Here is a 21,599-nt window from a genome sequence, read left to right as displayed (position 1 = left end):
TCCTCGCGCTCCCCTCTGTCGATGGCGGTGACTAGTCGGTGCGGGCGATCCGTCGGTGCACGGCGGCTGCGAACGCGTCGCCGCGGGCGCCGTAGTTGGTGAACATGTCCATGGAGGCGCAGCCCGGCGCGAGCAACACCGTGTCACCGGACCTGGCGAGCCCGGCGGCCGCGTCGACCACACGCTCCATGGGGTCCCCAGTCTCGTCGGCGCCCACATCGATGACCGGCACATCGGGCGCGTGTCGCGAAAGAGCGTCGGCCACGACGTGGCGGTCGCGGCCCAGCAGGACGACGCCGCGCAGCCGGTCGCGCACGGCGACGACGAGGTCGTCGAACCGCGCGCCCTTGGCGAGCCCGCCCGCCACCCACACCACGTCGTCGAACGCCGAGAGCGAGGACTGGGCGGCGTGCGGGTTGGTGGCCTTGGAGTCGTCGATCCAGGTGACGCCGTCGGCCTCGGCGACGTGTGCGATGCGGTGCCCGTCGGGCCGGAAGGCGCGCAGCCCGTCGCGCACGGCCTGCTGGCTGACGCCGTGGGCACGGGCCAGCGCGGCGGCGGCGAGCGCGTTGGCCACGAAGTGGGGCGCGGGCGAGGCGAGGTCGGCCAGCGTGCAGAGCTCGGCGGCGCTGGTCGCGCGCTCCTCGATGAAGGCGCGGTCCACGAGGAGGTCCTCGACCACGCCGAGGTTGCCGGGCGCCGGCATGCCGAGGGTGAATCCCACCGCGCGCGCACCCTCGACGACGTCGGCCTCGCGGACCATCTCCTCGGTGGCGGGGTCGGCGAGGTTGTAGACGCACGCCCGCTGGACGCGCTCGTAGATGCGCGCCTTGTCGGCGGCGTACTTCTCCATCCCGGTCGGTCCCCCGGGGTCGTCGTCGTACCAGTCGAGGTGGTCCTCGGCGACGTTGAGCACGACGGCCGACTCCGCGGACATCGAGTGCGCGTAGTGCAGCTGGAAGCTGGACAGCTCGACGGCGAGGACGTCGTAGGGCTCGGGGTCCATCACCACCTCGACGATCGGCAGGCCGACGTTGCCGACCGCGGCGGCGCGCAGGCCGGCCGCGGTGAGTATCGACTGCAGCATCTGCACGGTCGTGGTCTTGCCGTTGGTGCCCGTGACGGCCAGCCAGGGCGCCGGCCGCTCGGGGTCGCGCAGCCGCCACGCGAGCTCGACCTCGCCCCACACCGGTACGCCGCGCTCAGCCGCCTGGGCCAGCAGCGGGGCGTCGGGCCGCCACCCCGGAGAGGTGATGACGAGGTCGGTGCCGTCGGGCAGCACCGCGGTGGCGCCCGCCTCGAGCCGGATCGTGGCGCCGAGGGTCTCGAGGAGCCCGGCCTTCTCGGCCTTCTCCTCGCTCGTGGCCTCGTCGAGCGCGGTCACCTGCGCGCCGAGGAAGAGCAGGTTGTCGGCGGCGGCGAAGCCGGAGACGCCGAAGCCGGCGACGACGACGCGGACGCCGGACCAGTCGCTGGTGCGACCGAGGGACTCGATGTCGGGGGTGCTCATCGGGTGGTCAGCCAATGCCCGCGACCCACTCGGCGTAGAAGATGCCGAGTCCGGTGGCGACCGCGAGGCCGGTGACGATCCAGAAGCGGATCACGATGGTGACCTGCTCCCAGCCGAGCATCTCGAAGTGGTGGTGCAGCGGGGTCATCCGGAAGACCCGGTGGCCGGCCTGGATCTTGAAGACCGAGCGCACGAGGCCGCTGGCACGGCTGAGCTTGAAGACCGAGACCTGGATCATCACCGACAGGGTGATGGCCACGAAGAGCCCGCCGATGACCACCAGCAGCAGCTCGGTGCGCGTCATGATCGCGAAGCCGGCCATCGCGCCGCCCAGGGCGAGGGACCCGGTGTCGCCCATCATGATCTGGGCGGGCGAGGCGTTCCACCAGAGGAAGCCGAAGCAGGCGCCGGTGATCGCGGCGGCGACGACGGCGAGGTCGAGCGGGTCGCGGACCTCGTAGCACTTGGGGCCGGCCTCGAGGGCGCAGGACTGGCTGTTCTGCCAGATGTTGACCAGCGTGTAGGCGGCGAAGACCAGGATCGAGGCGCCGGCGGCGAGCCCGTCGAGTCCGTCGGCGAGGTTCACCGCGTTGCTCGCGCCCGTGACGATGAGCCAGATCAGCAGGATCGCCAGGACCGTGGGGAGGGCGAACCCCTCGTAGTCGCGGATGAAGGACAGGTGGTCCGACGCCGGGCGCCAGCCCCGCTCGTCCTCGAGCGTCGGCGACAGCGCGAGGAAGCCGAAGACGAGCCCGACGACCGTCTGGCCGATCATCTTGGCGCGGCTGCGCAGGCCGAGGTTGTGCTGGCGGCTGACCTTGAGGAAGTCGTCGAGGAAGCCGACCGCGCCGATGCCGACGAGCAGGAAGAGCAGCAGCAGCGCAGAGGCGGTCGGAGCCGTCTGGGTGATGAGCTTGGCGGCGAAGTAGCCGATGACCGTGGCGAGGATGATCACCGCCCCGCCCATGGTCGGCGTACCGCGCTTGACGTGGTGGGTGGTGGGGCCGTCGTCGCGGATCGGCTGGCCGAATCCCTGACGGGTGAAGAACCGGATCGCGTAGCGGGTGCCGAGGAGCGAGATCAGCAGGGAGAGTCCTCCTCCGAACAGGATGGCTCTCATCTCGTGCTACTCCCTTCGTTGCCGCCCCGGGTGAGGAGGTCGTCGGCGATCAGTTCCAGCGCCGCCCCCCTCGATGCCTTCACCAGGACGACATCAGCAGCCGAGACATTGTGCCGCAGCCAGTCGGCGGCCTCGTCACGCCCCGCCGTGGGGATGATCACTCCGGCCGTGCCGCCTGCCCCGAAGCCCTCGGCGACGGCCGCGGCGCCGGGCCCGACCGTGACGAGGACGTCGACGCCGACCTCCGCGGCGTACGCACCCACGCCGTGGTGGGCGGCGGCCGCCTCGTCGCCGAGCTCGAGCATCTCGCCGAGCACCGCGACCGTACGCCGACCGCTGCGCGCGCCGATGCCCGCGAGGGTCTCGAGGGCGGCGCGCATCGACTCGGGGTTGGCGTTGTAGGCGTCGTTGACCACGACCAGCCCGTCGGCCCGCTCGGTCAGCTCCATCCGCCAGCGGCTGGCCGGCCCGGCGTCCGCGAGCGAGTCGGCGACGGTGTCGAGGTCGAGGCCGGCGGCGAGCGCCATCGCCGCCGCCGCGGCGGCGTTGCGCCACTGGAAGGCGCCGACCTGGGCCAGGTGCACGGTGGCCCCGGAGCCGCGGTGGGACAGCTCGAACGACTGGCGGCCGATCTCGTCGGTGGACACCTCGCTCACCGAGACGTCGGGCGCGCGACCTGCCGAGCCGTCGCCGAAGGTGGTGACGGTGGCGACCGTGCGCGCCGCCATCGCCGCGACCAGGTCGTCGTCGGCGTTGAGGACGGCCGTGCCGTCGGGCGGAAGGGCCTCCACGATCTCGCCCTTGGCGCGCGCGATCGCCTCGCGGCCCCCGAACTCGCCGATGTGGGCGGTGCCGACGTTGAGGACGGCCGCGACGTGCGGCGGCGCGATCCGGCAGAGCTCGGCGATGTGGCCCACGCCGCGCGCCCCCATCTCGACGACGAGGTAGCGGGTCTCGGGGGTGGCGCGGAGGACGGTGAGGGGCACGCCGAGCTCGTTGTTGAAGTTCCCCCGGGTGGCGACGGTGGTCCCGGCCTCGGAGAGCACGTGGGCGAGGTAGTCCTTGGTGCCGGTCTTGCCCTGCGACCCGGTCATCGCGAGGACCACGACGTCGGGGAGGCGGTCGACGACGTGGCGGGCGAGACGGCCCAACGCGGCGGTCACGTCGTCGACGACGACGGTCGGCAGGTCGGTGGGCCGGCTGCCCAGCACGGCGACGGCGCCGGCGTCGCCGGCCGCGGCGGCGAGGTCGTGGCCGTCGACCCGCTCCCCCGCGATCGCCACGAACAGCCCGCCCGGCTCGGGCGTACGGGTGTCGACGAAGGCGCCACCGGTGACGGTCGCCTCACCGTGGGCCGCCCCGCCCACGACGTCGGCGACCTCCGCGAGGGTCATCTCGATCATCGTGCGCCCCCGAGCCCGGAGATCTCCTCGGCCGCGACGACCCGGTCGTCGAACGGGTGCACCACCCCGTCGACCTCCTGGCCGGTCTCGTGGCCCTTGCCGGCGATCAGCACCACGTCGCCGGGGCGGGCGCGGCGTACGGCCTCGCGCACCGCCAGCCGGCGGTCGCCGATCTCGAGGACCTCGGCCGTGGCCCCGGCCGCGCCGGCCAGGACGGCGGCGCGGATCGAGGCGGCGTCCTCGGTGCGCGGGTTGTCGTCGGTCACGATCACCACGTCGGCAAGCCGGGCGGCGATCTCCCCCATGACCGGTCGCTTCGTGGTGTCGCGGTCGCCGCCCGCCCCGACCACCACGACGACCTTGCCGTCGGTGAGCGGACGCAGCGTGGCGAGCACGGCCTCGAGCGCGTCGGGCTTGTGGGCGTAGTCGACGACCACGGTGAAGTCCTGCCCGGCCGACACCCGCTCGAGGCGCCCAGGTACGCCGCCGCCCCGCGCGATCCCGTCCGCCACCAGGCGCGGGTCGAGGCCGGCCATCGCGGCGGAGGCGATGGCGGCGAGGGCGTTGGAGACGTTGAACTCGCCGGGGAGGCCCACCGCAGCGGGGACCTCGACCCCGGGGCCGACGACGGTGAAGGTCGCACCCCCGGGCGTGAGGTCGACGTCGACGGCGCGCCAGTCGGCCTCGGCGCCCTGCGAGGAGTAGGTCGACATCGGGATGGTGGCGACCTCGAGGAGCCGTCGGCCGAACTCGTCGTCGACGTTGGTGAGGCCGGCCGACGCACGCTCCGGCGTGAAGAGACCGGCCTTGGCGGCGAAGTAGTCGTCGAGGTCGGCGTGGAAGTCGAGGTGGTCGCGGCCGAGGTTGAGGAAGGTGGCCACGTCGAAGACGACCCCGTCGACCCGGCCCAGCACCAGCGCGTGGCTGGAGACCTCCATCGCGCACGTGTCGACACCGCGCTCGCGCATCACCGCGAAGAGGCCGTGCAGGTCGGGGGCCTCGGGCGTGGTGAGCTGGGTCTTCACGGCCTCCCCCGCGATCCGCGTGCCGACCGTGCCGATGACCGCCGACGTCACGCCGGCGGCGGTGAGGCCCTGCTCGAGCACGCGGGTGGTCGTGGTCTTGCCCTGCGTCCCGGTCACGCCGATCACCCGCAACCCGGTCGCGGGCTCTCCGTAGAGGTGGGCGGCGAGCCGGCCGAGGACGCGGCGGGGGTCGGGCACGACGATCGCGGGCGTGCCGGCCGGCAGCCGGTCCGCGCCCGCGGCGTCGGTCAGCACGCCCACGGCGCCGGCGGCGAGCGCCTGCTCCGCGAAGTCCGCACCGTGGGCCCGGGCACCCGGGAGGGCGGCGTACAGGTCTCCCGGGCGCACCCGCGCGGTGCTCAGGGACAGGCCGGAGACGGCGACGTCGAGGTCTCCGTGTCGGACCACGCCCGTGGCGTCGGGGTAGGCGTCGGGGTGGGCGTCGGGGTGGGCGTCGGGAGACTCGGCCAGCCAGTCGGCGAGCTCGGCGGCAGAGGTCGACGGGGCCACGCGCGGGCGCGTCGCGCTGGCCGGATCGGCTGGCTGGTCCACCGGCCGAGCGTATCGACTCACCACTCGACGGGGAGACGCGACGGCGTGCCGCCGGTCGGTTCCACGCCGTAGCGGCCCAGGACGTAGCCCATGATCCGCGAGAACACCGGTCCGGCGATCGAGCCGCCGCCGCCGTCGACCGACGGTGCGTGGACCACGACGTAGACGGTGAAGCGGGCGTCGTCGGCCGGCGCGAACCCGCCGAAGGAGACCGACGTGCTGCCGTCGTAGCAGCCGCAGTCACCGTCCACCCGCTGCGCGGTGCCCGTCTTGCCCGCGACGAGGTAGCCCGGCACCTGGGCCCGTGGAGCGACGCCGTCCTCGGGGTCGACGACCTTCTCCATCATCTTCGCGGTGCCGCGGGCCGCCTGCTTGCTGACGACGCGCGTACGGGTGGCGACGTCGGTGCCGACGGTGACGCCGTCGTCGGTGACGGCGGTGCCGGAGACCACGCTCGGCGAGACGCGTACGCCGCCGTTGGCGATCGTGTTGACCGCCGCGGCCATCTGCACGACGTTGACCGACAGCGACTGGCCGAAGGCCACCCGGTCCTTGGTCTGGGACGTCATGGCCTCACCGGGGGTGAGGATGCCGGCCGTCTCGCCGCGGACCCCGATGTTGGTGCGCTGGCCGAGCCCGAACCGGTTGAGGTAGTCGACGAGCTGCACCGGTGTGAACGCGTCGGCGGCGAGGACGGTGCCGATGTTGGACGACTTGGCGATGATGCCGGCCAGGGTCAGCCGGATGTTGCCGTGGTCGAACCAGTCGCCGATCACCCGGTCCTGGCGCGCGAGGTTCGGCGGCACCTTGAACCGCTGCCGTGGGAACGCCTTGCCGGCGTCGATCAGGGAGGCGGCGGTGAGCACCTTGGCGACCGAGCCCGGCTCGTAGGTGTCGCTCATCGCCCGCGACCCGAGGTCGTCGGGGGACGCTGCCTCGGTCGGCTCGTTGGCGTCGAAGGTGGGCACGTCGGCCAGGGCGAGGATCTCGCCGGTGCGGGTGTCCATGACGACGGCGGAGCCGCTCTCGGCGCGGTACTGCCGGACCGACTGGGCCAGCACCTTCTGGGTGAACCACTGGAGGTCGCGGTCGATCGTGGTGCGCAGCGCCTCTCCGTTGCGGGCGGCCTTCAGCGTGCTCTCGCGCAGCGGGATCCGGACGCCCTTGCCGGAGTTGGACTGCCAGGTGGCCTCGCCGTCGACGCCGGCGAGCTGCTCGTCGAAGGTGCGCTCGAAGCCACCGAGGGGCTCGTCGGTGCCCATGTAGCCGAGCAGGTTGGCCGCGACGTCGCCGGCGGGGTAGGCGCGGATCGGGTCGTCCTCCAGGCGGATGCCCTCGAACCCGGCGTCCTCGACAGCGGCGAGCGTGTCGCCGGCGAGGGTGCTCGGCACCCGTCGGGCGACGTACTCGTAGCGGCTGCCCTCGTTGCGGCCCTCGAGCGCGGTGAGCGCCTTGAAGTAGTCGATGGACAGCAGCTCCGAGAGCAGGCGGGCGAGCTCCGGGGCCGAGTCTGCGGTCAGGGCCGGGTCGGCGATCACCATCTTGCCCTTGACCGAGTCGGCCAGGGGGACGCCGTTGCGGTCGAGGATGTCGCCGCGCTCGGCCGGCAGCGTCACCCGCGCCGCGCCCTCGGCGGCGGCGCGGAGGGCGTAGGACTGCGGGTCGACACCCTGGAGCTGGACCAGCCGTGCGCCGAAGAAGGAGAGGACCATCGCGATGACGACGAACCCGATCCGCAGGCGCAGCATCGGCGCGCCGCGCGAGGCGCCACGCCTGGTGCGGGTGCTCGGCACTGGTCTCCCTCTCCTCCGGCCGGCTCCGGTCTGGAGTCGGCCTGCTCGTCAATCTAGGTCGGTGCGTGCGCCGATCGGCGCGACCGCGCCGTCAGCGGTTGCGGTTCTTGCGCTGCTTGGTGCGCCCGTCCTGCGCACCCGTCGCCTGCTCGGCGGCCGTCGCGGCGGCCTGCTCCTCGACGGTCGGCACCGCGGGCACCTCCACGACGATCGGCGCCGGGGCGAGGTTGGCCGGCTTGATCGGCGCCGGCGGCTGCAGCTGGATCGCGTTCTCGCGGGTGGCGGGCGTGGGCACCCCGCTCGTCGTGCCCGACTCGAGGTCGAGGAAGACGGGCGCGGACGGGATCACCATCCCCATCTGCTGGGCCTGGGTCGCGACCCGCTGCGGGTCGCGGAGCTCGTCGAGCTCCATGCGGAGCGTCTGCTCGCGGGCCGCGAGCGTGTCGGCCTGGGTCTCCAGCGACGACGCCGTGAACGACGCCTGCTGCATGGAGGTGTTGAACAGCAGCAGCCCGACGATGCCGCCCACGAGGACCAGGCTGACCAGCGTCACGAACGGCACCCGCGGCGCCCGGGTCCGCACCCGGGGCACCACCGTGAGGCGGGCCCGGTCCACGGCCTCCTGGGCGATGCGGGTGACACGCGTGCGTGGCTGGAGGGCGGGACTGCTCATCGGGCGACTCCTGGGGAAGTGGAGCGGGTGGTGGAACGGGGACGGACGCGCTCGACGGCACGCAGGCGTACGGAGGCGGCGCGGGGGTTCTCGGCGATCTCGTGCTCGTCGGCCTGCTCGGCGCCGCGGGTGACCAGCCGGAACGCCGGCTCCGCGCCCTCCGGCACGAACGGCAGGTCCGGCGGCACGTCGAGCCGGGTGGCGTCGGCGAAGGCCCGCTTGACCAGGCGGTCCTCGAGGGAGTGGTAGGACTCCACGACCACGCGGCCGCCGACGCCGATCACCTCGAGCGAGGCGGGGATCGCCCGGCGCAGCACCGCGAGCTCGTCGTTGACCGCCATCCGCAAGGCCTGGAACGTGCGCTTGGCCGGGTGGCCGCCCGTACGCCGGGCGGGGGCGGGGATCGTCGCGTAGAGCAGCTCGACCAGGTCGGCGCTGGTGGAGAACGGCGTCGTCTCGCGGCGCCTGACCACCTCCCGGGCGATCTTGCTCGCGAACTTCTCCTCGCCGTACTCGCGCAGGATGCGGGTCAGCTCCTGGGCGGAAGCGGTGTTGAGGAGCTCGGCCGCGGTCTGCCCGGTGGTGGGGTCCATCCGCATGTCGAGCGGGGCGTCCTCGGCGTAGGCGAAGCCGCGCTCGCGGACGTCGAGCTGCATCGAGGAGACGCCGAGGTCGAAGAAGACGGCGTCGACGTGGTCGAGGCCGAGCGAGGCGATCACCTCGGGCAGCTCGTCGTAGACCGCGTGGACCGCGGTGAACCGGTCGCCGTGGGCGGCGAGCCGCTCGGTCGACCTCCGCAGCGCCTCGGGGTCGCGGTCGATCCCGACGACCCGGGCCTCGGGCAGTCGCTCCAGGACGGCCTCGCTGTGGCCTCCGAGGCCGAGCGTGCAGTCGACGTAGACCGAGCCGGGGGCCTCGAGCGCAGGCGCCAGCAGGGCGACGACCCGGTCGAGGAGCACCGGGGCGTGGCGGGGAGTCGTCATGTGATCAGCCCTGGGAGCCCAGGTGCGTCAGCAGGAGGAGCGCCAGGGCGAGGCCGCAGGCCGTGGCTGCGGAGAACGCGATCAGGGCGGCCGCCTCGCGCGCCTGGTCGCGCACCCGCAGCGGCGGTGCCGCTGCGCTGCGTCCCAAGGGCTGGGTGGTGCTCATGGTCTCGACCCCACTTGTTGCTGCTGTCTTGTTGCCGGTGGCTGGTTGCTGCTGCTGACACGTGCTGCTGACGTTGGCGGTGCGGCTGACACCCCCCGTCGTGTGGCACGGGGTGAGCCGCCGCACCAGGTCCCTGCCCGCTCCCCTGCGCTGGGAAGTGCCCTCTGGTGCCGGGGAAGTGCCCCAGATGGCCACGCGAGGAGCGGGCTCGAGACCTGGTGATGCGGGTCGCGATGTCGGCTGTGGAGTTGTCAGGCTGTGCTCGTCGATGGTGCTGGGAACGGTGCTTCTCAGATCCCGGGGAAGACCTCGTCGCTGAGCTCGGAGAACTTCTGCTCCTGCTCCTCGGAGTAGGTCGCCCAGGCGGTCGGGTCCCAGATCTCGATCCGGTTCATCGACCCGATGACGACGCACTCCTTGCGGAGCGAGGCGTACTCCCGCAGCGGTGCCGGGATGTTGATGCGTCCCTGCTTGTCCGGCACCTCCTGGCTGGCGGCGGCGAACAGCATGCGGACGTAGTCGCGGGTGTTCTTCTGCGTGACCGGCGCCTCGCGGAGCCGGTCGGTGAGCTTCCCGAAGTCCTCGAGCGACCAGACAGTGAGGCAGCGCTCCTGTCCCCTCGTCACCACGAGTCCCTCCGTCAGCTCGTCCCTGAACTTCGCCGGGAGGAAGAGCCGGCCCTTCTCGTCGAGCTTGGGCGTGTAGGTGCCGAAGAACATCCGGCACCTCCCCTTGCTCGGCGGGCAGATCGACCCTGTCCCCCACTTCGCACCACAGTACTCCACTTCACTCCACCGTCAACCAGATCGAGCGTGTCTCAGGCACGAATTTCGGCAGGTCGACGCCTGCGCGCCCTGCCGGTGGGGTCCTGGGCGACGACGCGTACGAGCGTGGACGAGGCCGTCCTCACGCTCAGATCGGCCGATCTCGACCCCGGTGGAGCGCCGGTGGAGCGCCGGTGGGGAGGAACGGCCACCCGAGGTGGAGCGAAGTGGAGGATGCGCGCGATCGGACCGGTATGTTGCGCGCACCACATACGGTGGTGACCAGCGGTGACGAGCGGTGACGAGCGTGGACGAGGGGACGGACAGACGTGACGACAGGGCTCTCCGGGCAGGCGCCCGACCTGGACACCGTGCGCCGGGTGACCGGTGCCGTACGCCAGAACATCGAGCGGGTGATCGCCGGCAAGCCCGACGTCGTCAACGCCGCCCTCGTGGTCCTGCTCGCCGAGGGCCACCTCCTCATCGAGGACGTGCCCGGGGTCGGCAAGACGCAGCTGAGCAAGGCGCTGGCACGCAGCATCGACTGCTCGGTGCGGCGCATCCAGTTCACCCCGGACCTGCTGCCCTCCGACGTCACGGGCGTGTCGGTCTTCAACCAGGACACCCGCGAGTTCGAGTTCCGACCCGGCGGCGTCTTCGCCAACATCGTGGTCGGCGACGAGATCAACCGTGCGTCGCCCAAGACGCAGTCCGCGCTCCTCGAGGCGATGGAGGAGCGACAGGTCACCGTCGACAACGCGACCTACATGCTCGAGAAGCCGTTCATGGTCATCGCGACCCAGAACCCCATCGAGATGGAGGGGACGTACGCCCTCCCCGAGGCCCAGCGCGACCGCTTCATGGCGCGCGTCTCGGTCGGCTACCCCGTCGAGTCCGCAGAGATCGCGATGCTCGAGGGGCACACCGCCCACAACCCGCTCGAGGACCTCGAGCCGGTCACCGACGCCGGCGAGGTCCGCAAGGTGATCGAGATCGTCGGCCGGGTCCACGTGTCACCGGCCGTCCAGCGCTACGCGGTGGCCCTGACCACCGCCACCCGCACCAGCAACGACCTGCACCTCGGCGCCTCGCCCCGCGCGACGCTGCACCTCGTGCGGGCCGCCAAGGCGGTCGCCGCGACCCAGGGCCGCGACTACGTCCTCCCCGACGACATCCACGGCATCACCTCGCCGGTGCTCGCGCACCGGCTGCTGCCCAACGTCGAGGCGACGATGAACGGACGCACCACCTCCGCGATCCTCTCCGGGATCGTGGAGTCCGTGCCGGTCCCCACGGCGCCCGACTCCCGTGGCAGCCGTGCGTGAGGCACTCGGTGCGCTGACCGTCCGCGGACGGGCGTTCCTGGCCGCCGGCATCACGACCGTCGTCGCGGCCATCGTCGTCGGGCACTCGTCCGTCGTCCGCATCGGCGTCCTCGTCGCCGTGCTGCCGCTGCTCACCGCATGGTGGGTCGGCCGCTCCCGCTACCGCCTCTCGCTGGTGCGTACGGTCTCCCCCCAGCTCGTCGTCGCCGGGCAGCCCGCGACCGTCGAGCTGACGGTGTCCAACGAGTCCCGCACGCCGACGGGGGTGCTGTTGCTCGAGGAGCGCCTCCCCTACGTCCTCGGCACGCGACCGCGCTTCGTGCTCGAGGGCCTCGGTCACGGCTGGCGCCGCCACGCGACCTACCAGGTCCGCTCGGAGCTGCGCGGCCAGTTCGACATCGGCCCGATGTCCGTGCGCGTGACCGACCCCTTCGGCCTCGTCGAGCTCGGGCGCACGTTCCACGCGACCTCGCGGCTCACCGTCACTCCGCGCACCGTCGCGCTGCCGAGCATCCCGCTGGGCGGTGCGTGGACGGGGTCGGGCGACAACCGGCCGCGGGCGTTCGCGACCGGCAGCGCCGAGGACGTCACCGTCCGCGAGTACCGGCGCGGCGACGACCTGCGGCGCGTCCACTGGCGCAGCTCAGCCCGCGTCGGCGAGCTGATGGTGCGGCGCGAGGAGCAGCCCTGGCAGTCACGCGCGACCGTCTTCCTCGACAACCGTGGCACCTCGCACCGCGGCCAGGGGGCGGCCAGCTCGCTGGAGGGCGCCGTGTCGGCGGCCGCGTCGATCGCCGTCCACCTCGCCCACCACGGCTACACCGTGCGCCTGGTGACCGCCTCCGGCGACAGCCGCGAGACCGAGTGGCACTCGCACGCCGCCGGGGCCGGCACGATCCCGCTCCTCGAGGCCCTCGCGGTCGTGCAGCTCGACCACTCCCCCGCCCCCGACACCCAGTGGCTGGCCGAGCCCGGGCACGGCGGCCTCACCATCGGGATCTTCGGCGGCCTCGGCGAGCAGGACCTCCCGTTCCTGCGCAGGCTCCAGCACCACGCGTCCTCCAGCCTGGCGATCGCGCTCGACGTCGACGCCTGGGCACCGCACCTGCCCGTGCAACCCGGGCCCGGCGCTGCCGCGCACCTCACCTCGACCGGGTGGCGGTCCATCACCGTGGGCCCGCGTGACCGCCTCGACACCGCGTGGCAGGAGCTCGGGCTGCTCCAGAGCCGCGCGACCGCCTCGGCGGGAGCCGCACGATGAGCGCCCCGTGGAGCACGCTCCCCCACCAGCTGCGCATGGCCGGGATCGCCCTGCTCGCCGCCTGGACCACCGTCCTGTCGTGGCGCGTGCTCACCGAGGGCTTCGCCGAGGTCGGCGTCCCGCTGCTCCTCATCGGCGTGGTCCTCGCCGGGGCGGGGGCCGTGGCGCGGTGGCAGCGGATCCCGGCCGCCGGCATCGTCTCCGCCCAGGTCGTCATCGGCGCCCTCCTGGTCCTCGGGACGACGACCGGCTCGCCCCTCCCGACGCCCGGCAACGTCGACGTCTTCGTCGCCGCCCTCCAGGACGCGCTCGAGACCTCGCGCAGCTATGCCGCGCCCGTCCAGCTCGGCGTACCGCCGGTCCACCCGCTGCTGCTCATCGGTGGCGCGCTGGTCGTGCTGCTGGTCGACGTCATCGCCTGCACCCTGCGCCGCGCGCCCGTGGCCGGCCTCGTCCTGCTCGCGGCGTACACCCTGCCTGTCGCCGTCACCGGCGACGCCGTCTCGTGGTGGCTCTTCGCGGTGATCGCCGCCCTGTTCCTCACCTTGGTCTTCATCCAGCACAGCGACCACGTCACCAGCTGGGGGCGTGCGCCCGACGGCGAGAAGGGGTCCTTCTCGGTCCGCACCGGCGCGATCGCCAACACCGCCCTCGCCCTCGGCGCGACCGCCATCGCCCTGGCGGTGGTCGTGCCCGCGGCCGTGCCCACCATGAGCATGAGCGTCTTCGAGGGCAACGGTCCCGGCACCCGCGAGGTCGAGGTCCAGGACCCGATGGTCGACCTGCGCCGCGACCTGCGCCGCGGCGTGGACGTGCCGCTGCTGTGGGTCACCACGTCGGGCCCCCGGCCGAGCTACCTCCGCTACACGGTGCTCTCCCGGTTCAGCGGCTCGGAATGGACGCCGGGTGACCGCGAGATCCCCGAGTCGCAGTCGGCGACGGGTGCGCTGCCGCCGCTCGACGGCGTGGCCCTCGAGGTGCCGCGCCGCGAGTTCAAGTACGACGTTCGCGTCGGGCCCGACTTCCGCTCCACGTGGCTGCCCATCGCCGCGCAGACGACTCGCATCGCCGCCAGCAGCGACTGGCGCTACGACGTCAACACCCGTGACGTCATCGCCGCGCGCGAGGACGTCACCACCGCCGACAGCACGTACGACTTCTCCGGCGTCCAGCTGACCTACGACGCCGACTCGATGAACTCCGCCGTCTCGGGTGCGGGCTCGGTGGCCGGCATCTTCACCGAGGTCCCGAGCACCCTCAACAACGAGATCCGGCGGCTCGCGGCGAGCGTGACCGCCGACGCACCGACCCGCTTCCAGAAGGCCCAGGTGCTGCAGCAGTGGTTCCGCGAGGACGGCGGCTTCCGCTACGACCTCGGCCAGGTGCCGTCGGCGGGTGACGGCGGCGCCGACCTGCTGGCGTTCCTCGACGAGCGCGTCGGCTACTGCGAGCAGTTCGCGGCGTCGATGGCGATCATGGCGCGCGTCCTCGGCATCCCGAGCCGCGTCGCGGTGGGGTTCCTCGAGCCCGATCGCGCCACCAACGGGTCGTGGGAGTTCTCCTCGCGCGACGCCCACGCGTGGCCCGAGCTCTACTTCCCCGGCTCGGGGTGGGTGCGCTTCGAGCCGACGCCGCAGGCCCGCGCCACCCAGCCGCCGGAGTACACCGAGGCCGAGTTCGAGGCGGTCACCGAGACCGCGTCGCCGAGCGCCAGCAGCTCGACCGAGCTGCTGCCGGAGCGCGGCGAGGAGCCCGACGCCGAGGCCGCGGCCGCCGACGACGGCGCCTCGTCGATCCCGTGGGTCCCGATCCTGGCGGGGCTCGTGGGCCTGGGCCTGGTCGCCCTGCTGCTGATGACGCCCCGGCTGGCGCGCGCGGCACGGCGCCGGCGCCGCCTGGCCGGCGACATCGAGGACCTGTGGGTCGAGCTGCGCGACGTCGCGCGCGACCTGGGGCACGCGTGGCCCGAGGGCCGCTCACCACGCCGGGCCGGCGACTGGCTCGGCAGGCTCCTGGCGACGCCCGTCCGCGACGGCTCGCGGCCCGACCGACCCCGACGCGGCCGCGACCAGGCCCCCGAGGCCGCCCAGGCCCTCGACCGGCTCGTCGCCGCCCTCGAGCGGAGCCGCTACGCCCGCGACCCGGAGACCTTCACCGCCGACCGCTTCGCCGGCGACCTCGATCTCGTCGAGGAAGCCCTGGCTGCCGGCGTCACGCCTCGCGACGTGCGGCGCGCCGCCTGGTGGCCCGCCTCGGTGGTGGGCGGCCGTCGTACGTCCTGGCGCTCGCGCACCCGCGCCGGTCAGGCCCGGAGCGACACCACCGCCGACGAGTCCGTCCGGTCAGTCGACGAGCTCGTCGGCTGACCCTGCCCCGGCCGCCGCCTGGTCCGGTCGGCTGTCCGCGGGTCTGTGGATCGAGATCGCGCCGCACCGCGTGCGCAGACTCCCCGCTCGAGCGGGGAGTCCGTCACTGGGAGGGGTGTACAACCCCCTCCAAGTGTCGGTCTACCCCTCCCAGTCGGGCCAGGGACGCCCGGACGCGCCCGTGGGCGCACCTCAGTGGGCGCGCTGCAACGGGGCGACGCGAGGAGCGTGGAGGGAGGGGAGGTTCAGAACCCGCGCTCGCGGCGGCGACGCCACCGCTCCTCCATGCGCTCCATGAAGGGGGCACCGGAGCGCTGACGACCCGGCCGACCCGGGCGGTGCGGTCGACCACCGTCGACGACACCGAAGCCGGTGCGGCCCGATGACCGCACCTTGGGCGCTTGGTGGGGCGTGCGCGCCGACGTGAGGGCGAGGATCGCTCCGCCCAGCATGACCACGAAGCCCACGACCCCGACGACGGTCTGGAGGACGGAACTCAGCTCCAGCAGCACGGCGACGATGAGGAGGCCGATGCCGACCACGACGATCGCACCGCCCGCGATCATGCGCCGACGGGCCGTGCGCACGATCGAGGTGCCGCGCAGCGTGGAGGCGAGCTTGGGGTCTTCCTCGACGAGTGCGCGCTCCATCTGCTCGAGCAGTCGCAGTTCTTCCTCGGAGAGCTCCACGGTTCCTCCTCACCTTCTTGTCGCAAGTCTAGGCACGCTCTTCCAGTCACGGTAGGCGTCCCCAGAAAATTCCACCCTCACGCAGGGGCTGGACCCTGCCCGGAGGGCCGGCGCCCGTCGCCGGGCTAGACGAGACTGCCCGGGCGTACGGCGGCCGCCCCGAACCGCCGCGTCGCGCGGTCGACCGCGCGGTCCGCCTCGGCCCAGCCGCGCTCCGGCTCGCCCAGCTCGAGCTGGTGGTGCACGGTGGCGCGCGGGACCAGGCCCTCGACGCGTACGCCGACGAGCCGCAGGCGTGCGCGTTGCAGCCCGAGCCGGTCGTAGAGGCGGGTGGCCGCGCGATGGATCTCGACGGTGACGTCGGTGGCCTCGGCGAGGGTCCGCGAGCGGGTGATGGTGGTGAAGTCGGCGAAGCGGACCTTGATGGTGACCGTCCGGCCGGCCACCCCGGCCGCCCGCATCCGCCCGGCCACGCGGGCGGAGAGGCGCAGCAGCTCGCGGACGATGACGTCCCGGTCGTCGGTGTCGCGGGCGAAGGTCTCGTCCGCGCCCATCGACTTCTCCGGCTCGTGCGGGCCGGCGCTGACGTGCAGCTCGCCGCGGTCGGTGCCCCAGGCGAGGTGGTGCAGCTCGCGGCCGAGGTGGTGGCCGACGGCGCGCTGCAGGGTCGCGAGCGGGGTGTGCGCGACGTCGCCGACGGTGAGCAGGCCGAAGCGGTGCAGGAGCGCCTGGGTCTTCTCCCCCACCCCGTAGAGCTCCCCGACGTCGAGGGGGTGCAGGAACGAGGTCACCCCGGCCGGCGGCACCACCAGCACCCCGTCGGGCTTGGCGCGGCGGCTCGCGAGCTTGGCGACCGAGACGGAGGCAGCCACGCCGACCGAGCAGGTGATGCCCTGCTCGTCGTGGATGGTCGACCGCAGCCGCTCGGCGATCCGTGCGGGCAGACCGAGCCGGCGCGTGGAGCCACGGACGTCGAGGAACGCCTCGTCCAGGGACACCGCCTCGACGAGGGGCGTGACCTCGCGGAAGGTCTCCATCACCGAGGCGGAGACACTGGTGAAGGTGGCGTAGTCGGGCGCCAGCACCACGACGTGGGGACAGAGCCGGCGTACGCGGGTCATCGGCAGGGCCGAGCGGACGCCGTAGCGGCGGGCGACGTAGTTGGCCGCGAGCACGACGCCCCGACCGCTCCCACCGACCACCACCGGCTGGTCGACGAGGTCAGGACGCTCGCGCAGCGCGACGGACGCGTAGAAGGCGTCCATGTCGACGTGCAGGATCGGGGTCTCGGTCACGCCGCACCGCGGCCGGGGTGCGAGGCGGTGGCTGCGCCACCGGCGGGAGGGTCAGCCGCGGCGGGCGACGACGTGGACCTGCGCCGCGAGCGGGAGGTACTCGGGGCGAGTGGCGACCGCCCGCTCGAGCTCGACCAGGGCCGCGGTCGCACCGGGCTCGAGGTCGAGGAGGCTGCCCGGCACCAGGTCGGAGAAGACCCGCACGGCCTGGACGGACGCGGGCTCGAGGCCGGCGGCGGTGAGGAGGTCGACCACCTCGTCGTGGGTGAAGCGGCGGCCGGCACGGCCACCGGCCGGGGTCGTCGCGTCGCCGTCGAGGAGCTCGCGCGCCGCCTGGAAGTGGCCGGCCATCGCGCGGGCCACGACGGCCGCGTGGCGCTGCGCGACGAGGAGGCTGAGGTGACCGCCGGGACGCAGGACCCCGGCGATCGCGGCGAGCGAGGCGGCGGGGTCGTCGACCATCTCGAGGACGCCGTGGCACAGCACGAGGTCGGCCCCGTCGACCAGGCTCGGCAGGTCGTCGAGGTCGCCCTGCTGACCGGTGACGCGGTCGGCGACGCCGCGCTCGTGGGCGCGGCGGTCGAGGGAGGCCAGGGCGTCGGGGCTGGGGTCGATGACCTGGACGGTGTGGCCGAGCTCGGCCAGCGGTACGGCGAACCCGCCGGTGCCACCCCCCACGTCGACGATCCGGGCCTGCTGCTCGGGGAACGCCCCGGGAGCCTCCAGCAGCCGGCGTACGCCGTCCCACACCACTCCGGCCCGGACCGACTGGCGGCGCTCGCTGGCAGAGGCGGTGGCGGGAGGCTGCATGGGGCCAACCCTAGTGCGTGGGGTGTGGTCATCCCGGACTCCCCGGGCTGCGGTGCCAGAGGTGGCGCGCGACGTCCTTGGCGGGATCGCCGGCAGGCCGGGTGTCGGAGTAGGGGGACACCCGGAACCCGCTGGAGTGGACGAGCACCCGGCGCCCGGCCGGCTCGTCGCCGGGCGACTCGGGCACCCGCGCCAGCTCGGCGCGCACCAGCGCGACGCCGTCCTCGCCCGAGCGGGCACGCTGCCACAGCCCGTGCAGCGCCGGGAGGTCCCACGCACCCGTGGCGCGCAGGGAGACGCCTCGCCGTCCCGTACGCCGCAGCTCGCCGCGCACCAGCAGCAGCCACGACGAGAAGACGGTGGTGGCGTAGGGCCCCTGGGCGTCCTCGAAGAAGGTCGCGTCGATCGGCCCCGTGCCGTCGTCGACAGTGAGGAAGACGACGCGACGCCCGGACCTGACCGGTGGGGTCTGGGTGGCGACCTTGACCCCGGCGACCAGCAGCTCGGAGCGGCTGCGGCGCCGCAGCAGGTCGCGGCTGCGGGTCACCCCGAGCGCGTCGAGGAACGGGTCGTAGGCCCCGACCGCGTGCTGGCTGACGTCGAGGCCGAGGATCTCGAGCTCGGCGCGCATCCGCTCGAGCGTGGTCATCTCCGGCAGCCCGCTCGGCCGCTCGCCCGGCTCGCCGGGCTCGTCGCCCAACCGGAGGGTGAGCTGCACGGAGTCGGCCCGGGGCGCCTGTGCGGGGGCGCGGGACTGTGCGGCGGCGCGTGCCCACACCCCGCCGTCGGCGAGCGCGTGCCGCTCGGTGGGCCCGGACTCCGCTCGCAGTGCGGGGTCGGAGCTGTTGCGCGCGGCCGCGGCGCCTGCGGCCGCGGCGGCGGGCGGCGTACGCCGGGTGGCCGACCCGCGCCCACGCGCCCGCGAGCCGCGGTCGATCGAGCGGGCGTGGTGGTTGAGCTCGGCGACCTGCAGGAGCAGGTCGCGCCGCGTCACCCGGCCCCGCCTGTGCACCGCCTGCTCACCCGAGCCGATGCCGTAGACGCCGTCGAACCCGCCGGCCAGCACGAGCCTCTCGAGGATCGGCCGGGACACCCGCGCCCGGTGGAAGAAGTCGGACAACGAGGCGTAGGGGGCACCGTCGCGGGCCTCGACGATCCGGGCCACCTCCGCGGAGGCGATGCCCTTGACGTCGGCGAGCGAGAGCCGGATGGCGTGTCCGTCGCCCGTCGCGCTCGGCTCGACGAGGTAGGAGGACGCGCTGGCGTTGACGTCGAGGCCGAGCACCCCGACCCCGAGCTGGCGGGCGTCGTCGAGGATCAGGCGCTTGGGGTACATGCCGGGGTCGTGGGTCAGCACCCCGGCGAGGAAGTGGGCAGGCCAGTGGGTCTTGAGCCACGCCGACTGGTAGGTCGGCAGCGCGAACGCCGCGGCATGGGCCTTGCAGAACCCGAAGGACGCGAACGCCTCGAGCACGGACCAGACCTGCTCGACCAGCGCGAGGGCGTAGCCCCGGGCGAGTGCGCGCGGGAAGAACCACGTCCGCGTCTCGGCCATCCCCTCGGTGCCGCCGAGGGCACGCCGCTTCTCGTCCGCCTCCGCGAGGGAGACCCCGGCGAACCGGGCGATGATCTCCATCACCTGCTCGTGGAACACGACCACGCCGCGGGTCTGCTCGAGGATCGGGCGCAGGTCGTCGTGGAGGTAGCGGGCGCTCATCCAGCCCTGCTTGACCTCGAGGTAGGGGGTGATCATGTCGCTCTTCACCGGGCCCGGACGGAACAGGGAGATGTCGATGACGATGTCGTCGAAGGTCTCGATGCCGGACTTGCCGACGAGCTCGCGCTGGCCGGGCGACTCGATCTGGAAGACGCCGAGGGTGCGGGCACTGCTGATCAGCTCGAAGGTCGCCGGGTCGTCGAAGGGCACCTGGCTCTCGTCGTCGAGGTCGATGCGTACGCCGTCGACCCGCTCCACCTCGGCGACCGCATGGGCCATCGCCGACTGCATCCGGATCCCCAGCACGTCGAGCTTGAGCAGGCCGAGCTCCTCCACGTCGTCCTTGTCGAACTGGCTCATCGGGAACCCGGCCCACGACGCCTCGACGGGGGTGCGGTCGAGCAGCGTGGCGTCGGACAGCACCACCCCGCACGGGTGCATGGCGATGTGGCGGGGCAGCCCGTCGAGCCGCTCGACGAGGTCGAAGAACCGGTCGAGGGCACCGTCTCCGAGCCCGCTCACCCGCAGCTCGGGCAGGTCACGCAGCGCGCGCCTGGCCTCGCGGGCGCGGACGTGCGGGAACGCCTTGGCGATCGCGTCGATCTCGCCCGGCGGCATGCCGAGCGCGGCGCCGACGTCGCGCACGGCGTGACGGACCCGGTAGGTGTCCATCATCGACACCGTCGCGCAGCGCTCGCCGCCGTAGCGGTCGAGGATCGCCCGGTAGACCTCCTCGCGCCGGGCGGACTCGACGTCGACGTCGATGTCGGGCAGCGAGGCGCGCAACGGGGACAGGAAGCGCTCCATCAGCAGCCCGTGTCGCAGCGGGTCGACCCCCGAGATGCCGAGGAGGTAGGTGACCAGGCTGCCGGCACCCGACCCACGTGCCGCGCGGCGGATGCCCATGCGGGCGACCAGGTCGGTCACGTCGGCGACCGCGAGGAAGTAGGAGGCGTAGCCCAGGGTGGCGATCGTCCGGAGCTCCTGGTCGAGCCGCGTCCAGATGCGCATGCGGGGCGCGGTGCCGTAGCGGTGGTCGATGGCGGCCTCGCAGCGGCGGCGGAGCAACGTGTCGGCCGTCTGGTCGTGGGTGGCGCCGCTCGCCAGCTCGAGCTCCGGGAAGTGCACCTCGCCGATGCCGAGGTCGCGGCGCGGGTCCAGCGCGCAGCGATCGGCGACCAGGCGGGTCCGGGCGAGCAGTCGCCGACCCTCGTCCCGACCGTCGCCGAACCCCGCGAGGCGGCAGATCTCCTCGGCCACCTCCCCCATCTGCTTGCCGGACTTGAGGAAGCCCTCGGCGTTGCCGCGGGCGGCCGCCGGACCGACGTCGCGGAGGCCGGCCGAGCCGAGCGGGACCAGCCGCCGAGCGGCGTCGAGGACGTCGATCGTCGGCGCGTCGAGACGGTCGGCGTAGCGCACGGCGTTGGTGAGCACCGTCGTGAGGCCGGCCGTGCGGGCGACGCCGGCCATCCGGGCCGCGTGCGGGGACGTGCCCGGGCCCCAGTCCCCCCTGCGGCCGCCAAGGCGGTGCGAGACCAGCTCGACGACGAGGTTCTCCCGGGGCAGCAGGTCGAGCCAGGGTGCGATCGCCGCCAGACCGAGGTCGTCGCGCCGGCGGGTGGCCGCGAAGCCGAGCTCGGACGACGGCCCGAGCAGGACCAGCACGTGACCGCCGGCCAGGTGCGGGGCCAGGCCCTCGACGGTGGCGACCGGTCGGCCGCGCTCGCCGGCCAGGTGGACCGCGGACACCATCCGGCACAGCGCCGCCCACCCGTCGCGCCCACTGGCCAGGAACGTCACCCGCGAGCCGCCCGACCCGTCGGCCCGCTCGGGTGGGGACTCACGGAACGCCCCGCCCCGCGTCGGCGTACGCCGGGCGTCGGGGCGGGACCGGGACGGACCGGCCGGCAACGCCACCGGGGCGACCGCGAGGTCGACCCCCAGCACGGGCCGGATGCCGGCGCGGCGGGCGGCGCGGACGAACCTGACCGCGCCGTAGGTGCCGTTGCGGTCGGTGAGGGCGAGGGTGTCCATCCCGTGCTCGGCAGCGCGCTCGACCAGGACGTGGGGATGGGACGCGCCGTACCGGAGGGAGTAGCCGGAGGCGACGTGCAGGTGGACGAAGGGGTCGCGCGACACCTCGCTCC

Annotated in this window: 16 protein-coding genes; 3 read left to right on the top strand and 13 right to left on the bottom strand. The window is 73.6% G+C overall.

Annotation, left to right across the window (positions count from 1 at the left end; all coding sequences use genetic code 11):
* Positions 1–31 precede the first annotated feature (31 nt).
* From murD to mraZ, 9 genes are all read right to left on the bottom strand, one after another.
* Positions 32–1,510 (bottom strand): UDP-N-acetylmuramoyl-L-alanine--D-glutamate ligase, encoded by a 1,479-nt coding sequence (gene murD, locus IEZ24_RS15615; RefSeq protein WP_129455090.1) that lies wholly within the window; start codon positions 1,508–1,510, stop codon positions 32–34.
* A 7-nt stretch (positions 1,511–1,517) separates the two neighbouring features.
* Positions 1,518–2,630, bottom strand: a complete 1,113-nt coding sequence (gene mraY / locus IEZ24_RS15610) for a phospho-N-acetylmuramoyl-pentapeptide-transferase (protein ID WP_129455089.1) — start codon at positions 2,628–2,630, stop codon at positions 1,518–1,520.
* Positions 2,627–4,033 carry a UDP-N-acetylmuramoyl-tripeptide--D-alanyl-D-alanine ligase gene (locus IEZ24_RS15605; protein WP_129455088.1) on the bottom strand — a complete coding sequence of 469 codons (1,407 nt, stop codon included), beginning with the start codon at positions 4,031–4,033 and terminating at the stop codon, positions 2,627–2,629. The genes mraY and IEZ24_RS15605 overlap by 4 nt, the downstream gene beginning before the upstream one ends.
* On the bottom strand, positions 4,030–5,610 hold the full coding sequence (locus IEZ24_RS15600; RefSeq protein ID WP_242498477.1) for a UDP-N-acetylmuramoyl-L-alanyl-D-glutamate--2,6-diaminopimelate ligase: 1,581 nt from the start codon (positions 5,608–5,610) through the stop codon (positions 4,030–4,032). Before IEZ24_RS15600 ends, IEZ24_RS15605 begins: the two co-directional genes overlap by 4 nt.
* 17 nt (positions 5,611–5,627) lie before the next feature.
* The gene (locus IEZ24_RS15595) at positions 5,628–7,403 is read right to left on the bottom strand and encodes a peptidoglycan D,D-transpeptidase FtsI family protein (protein WP_242498476.1); all 1,776 of its coding nucleotides are present in this window, start codon (positions 7,401–7,403) and stop codon (positions 5,628–5,630) included.
* Between the two features lie 91 nt (positions 7,404–7,494).
* Positions 7,495–8,076, bottom strand: a complete 582-nt coding sequence (locus IEZ24_RS15590; RefSeq protein ID WP_129455087.1) for a hypothetical protein — start codon at positions 8,074–8,076, stop codon at positions 7,495–7,497.
* Positions 8,073–9,059, bottom strand: coding sequence for a 16S rRNA (cytosine(1402)-N(4))-methyltransferase RsmH (gene rsmH, locus IEZ24_RS15585; protein WP_129455086.1), 987 nt, complete (start codon positions 9,057–9,059; stop codon positions 8,073–8,075). Before rsmH ends, IEZ24_RS15590 begins: the two co-directional genes overlap by 4 nt.
* Before the next feature lie 4 nt (positions 9,060–9,063).
* Complete coding sequence (locus IEZ24_RS15580) at positions 9,064–9,225, bottom strand: hypothetical protein (protein WP_165356075.1); 162 nt, start codon at positions 9,223–9,225, stop codon at positions 9,064–9,066.
* 290 nt (positions 9,226–9,515) lie between these two features.
* Positions 9,516–9,944 (bottom strand): division/cell wall cluster transcriptional repressor MraZ, encoded by a 429-nt coding sequence (mraZ, locus tag IEZ24_RS15575; protein WP_129455085.1) that lies wholly within the window; start codon positions 9,942–9,944, stop codon positions 9,516–9,518.
* Positions 9,945–10,318: 374 nt separating this feature from the next.
* Between mraZ and IEZ24_RS15570 the strand changes: the two genes are divergently transcribed.
* From IEZ24_RS15570 to IEZ24_RS15560, 3 genes are read left to right on the top strand one after another with little or no spacing between them, the layout of a single operon-like run.
* Complete coding sequence (locus IEZ24_RS15570; protein ID WP_129455084.1) at positions 10,319–11,314, top strand: AAA family ATPase; 996 nt, start codon at positions 10,319–10,321, stop codon at positions 11,312–11,314.
* The gene (locus IEZ24_RS15565; RefSeq protein WP_129455083.1) at positions 11,307–12,575 is read left to right on the top strand and encodes a DUF58 domain-containing protein; all 1,269 of its coding nucleotides are present in this window, start codon (positions 11,307–11,309) and stop codon (positions 12,573–12,575) included. Before IEZ24_RS15570 ends, IEZ24_RS15565 begins: the two co-directional genes overlap by 8 nt.
* Positions 12,572–14,941: a transglutaminase family protein gene (locus IEZ24_RS15560; protein WP_129455082.1), complete on the top strand. Its 2,370-nt coding sequence runs from the start codon at positions 12,572–12,574 to the stop codon at positions 14,939–14,941. Before IEZ24_RS15565 ends, IEZ24_RS15560 begins: the two co-directional genes overlap by 4 nt.
* A gap of 245 nt (positions 14,942–15,186) precedes the next feature.
* Here the strand turns inward: IEZ24_RS15560 and IEZ24_RS15555 are convergent, their stop codons facing one another.
* The 4 genes from IEZ24_RS15555 to IEZ24_RS15540 form a co-directional block, all read right to left on the bottom strand.
* The gene (locus IEZ24_RS15555) at positions 15,187–15,630 is read right to left on the bottom strand and encodes a DUF3040 domain-containing protein (protein WP_129455081.1); all 444 of its coding nucleotides are present in this window, start codon (positions 15,628–15,630) and stop codon (positions 15,187–15,189) included.
* Positions 15,631–15,755: 125 nt separating this feature from the next.
* Positions 15,756–16,925, bottom strand: coding sequence for a DNA polymerase IV (gene dinB, locus IEZ24_RS15550; RefSeq protein WP_242498475.1), 1,170 nt, complete (start codon positions 16,923–16,925; stop codon positions 15,756–15,758).
* Positions 16,926–16,976: 51 nt separating this feature from the next.
* Positions 16,977–17,735, bottom strand: coding sequence for a methyltransferase domain-containing protein (locus IEZ24_RS15545; RefSeq protein ID WP_129455080.1), 759 nt, complete (start codon positions 17,733–17,735; stop codon positions 16,977–16,979).
* Positions 17,736–17,763: 28 nt separating this feature from the next.
* Entirely contained in the window at positions 17,764–21,591 is a 3,828-nt protein-coding gene (locus IEZ24_RS15540) for a DNA polymerase III subunit alpha (protein ID WP_129455079.1), read from the bottom strand.
* Positions 21,592–21,599: the final 8 nt, after the last annotated feature.

The sequence above is a fragment of the Nocardioides ganghwensis genome (assembly GCF_014779655.1).
Classification (GTDB): Bacteria; Actinomycetota; Actinomycetes; order Propionibacteriales; family Nocardioidaceae; genus Nocardioides; species Nocardioides ganghwensis.
This window is presented reverse-complemented; position numbering and strand designations above follow the sequence as displayed.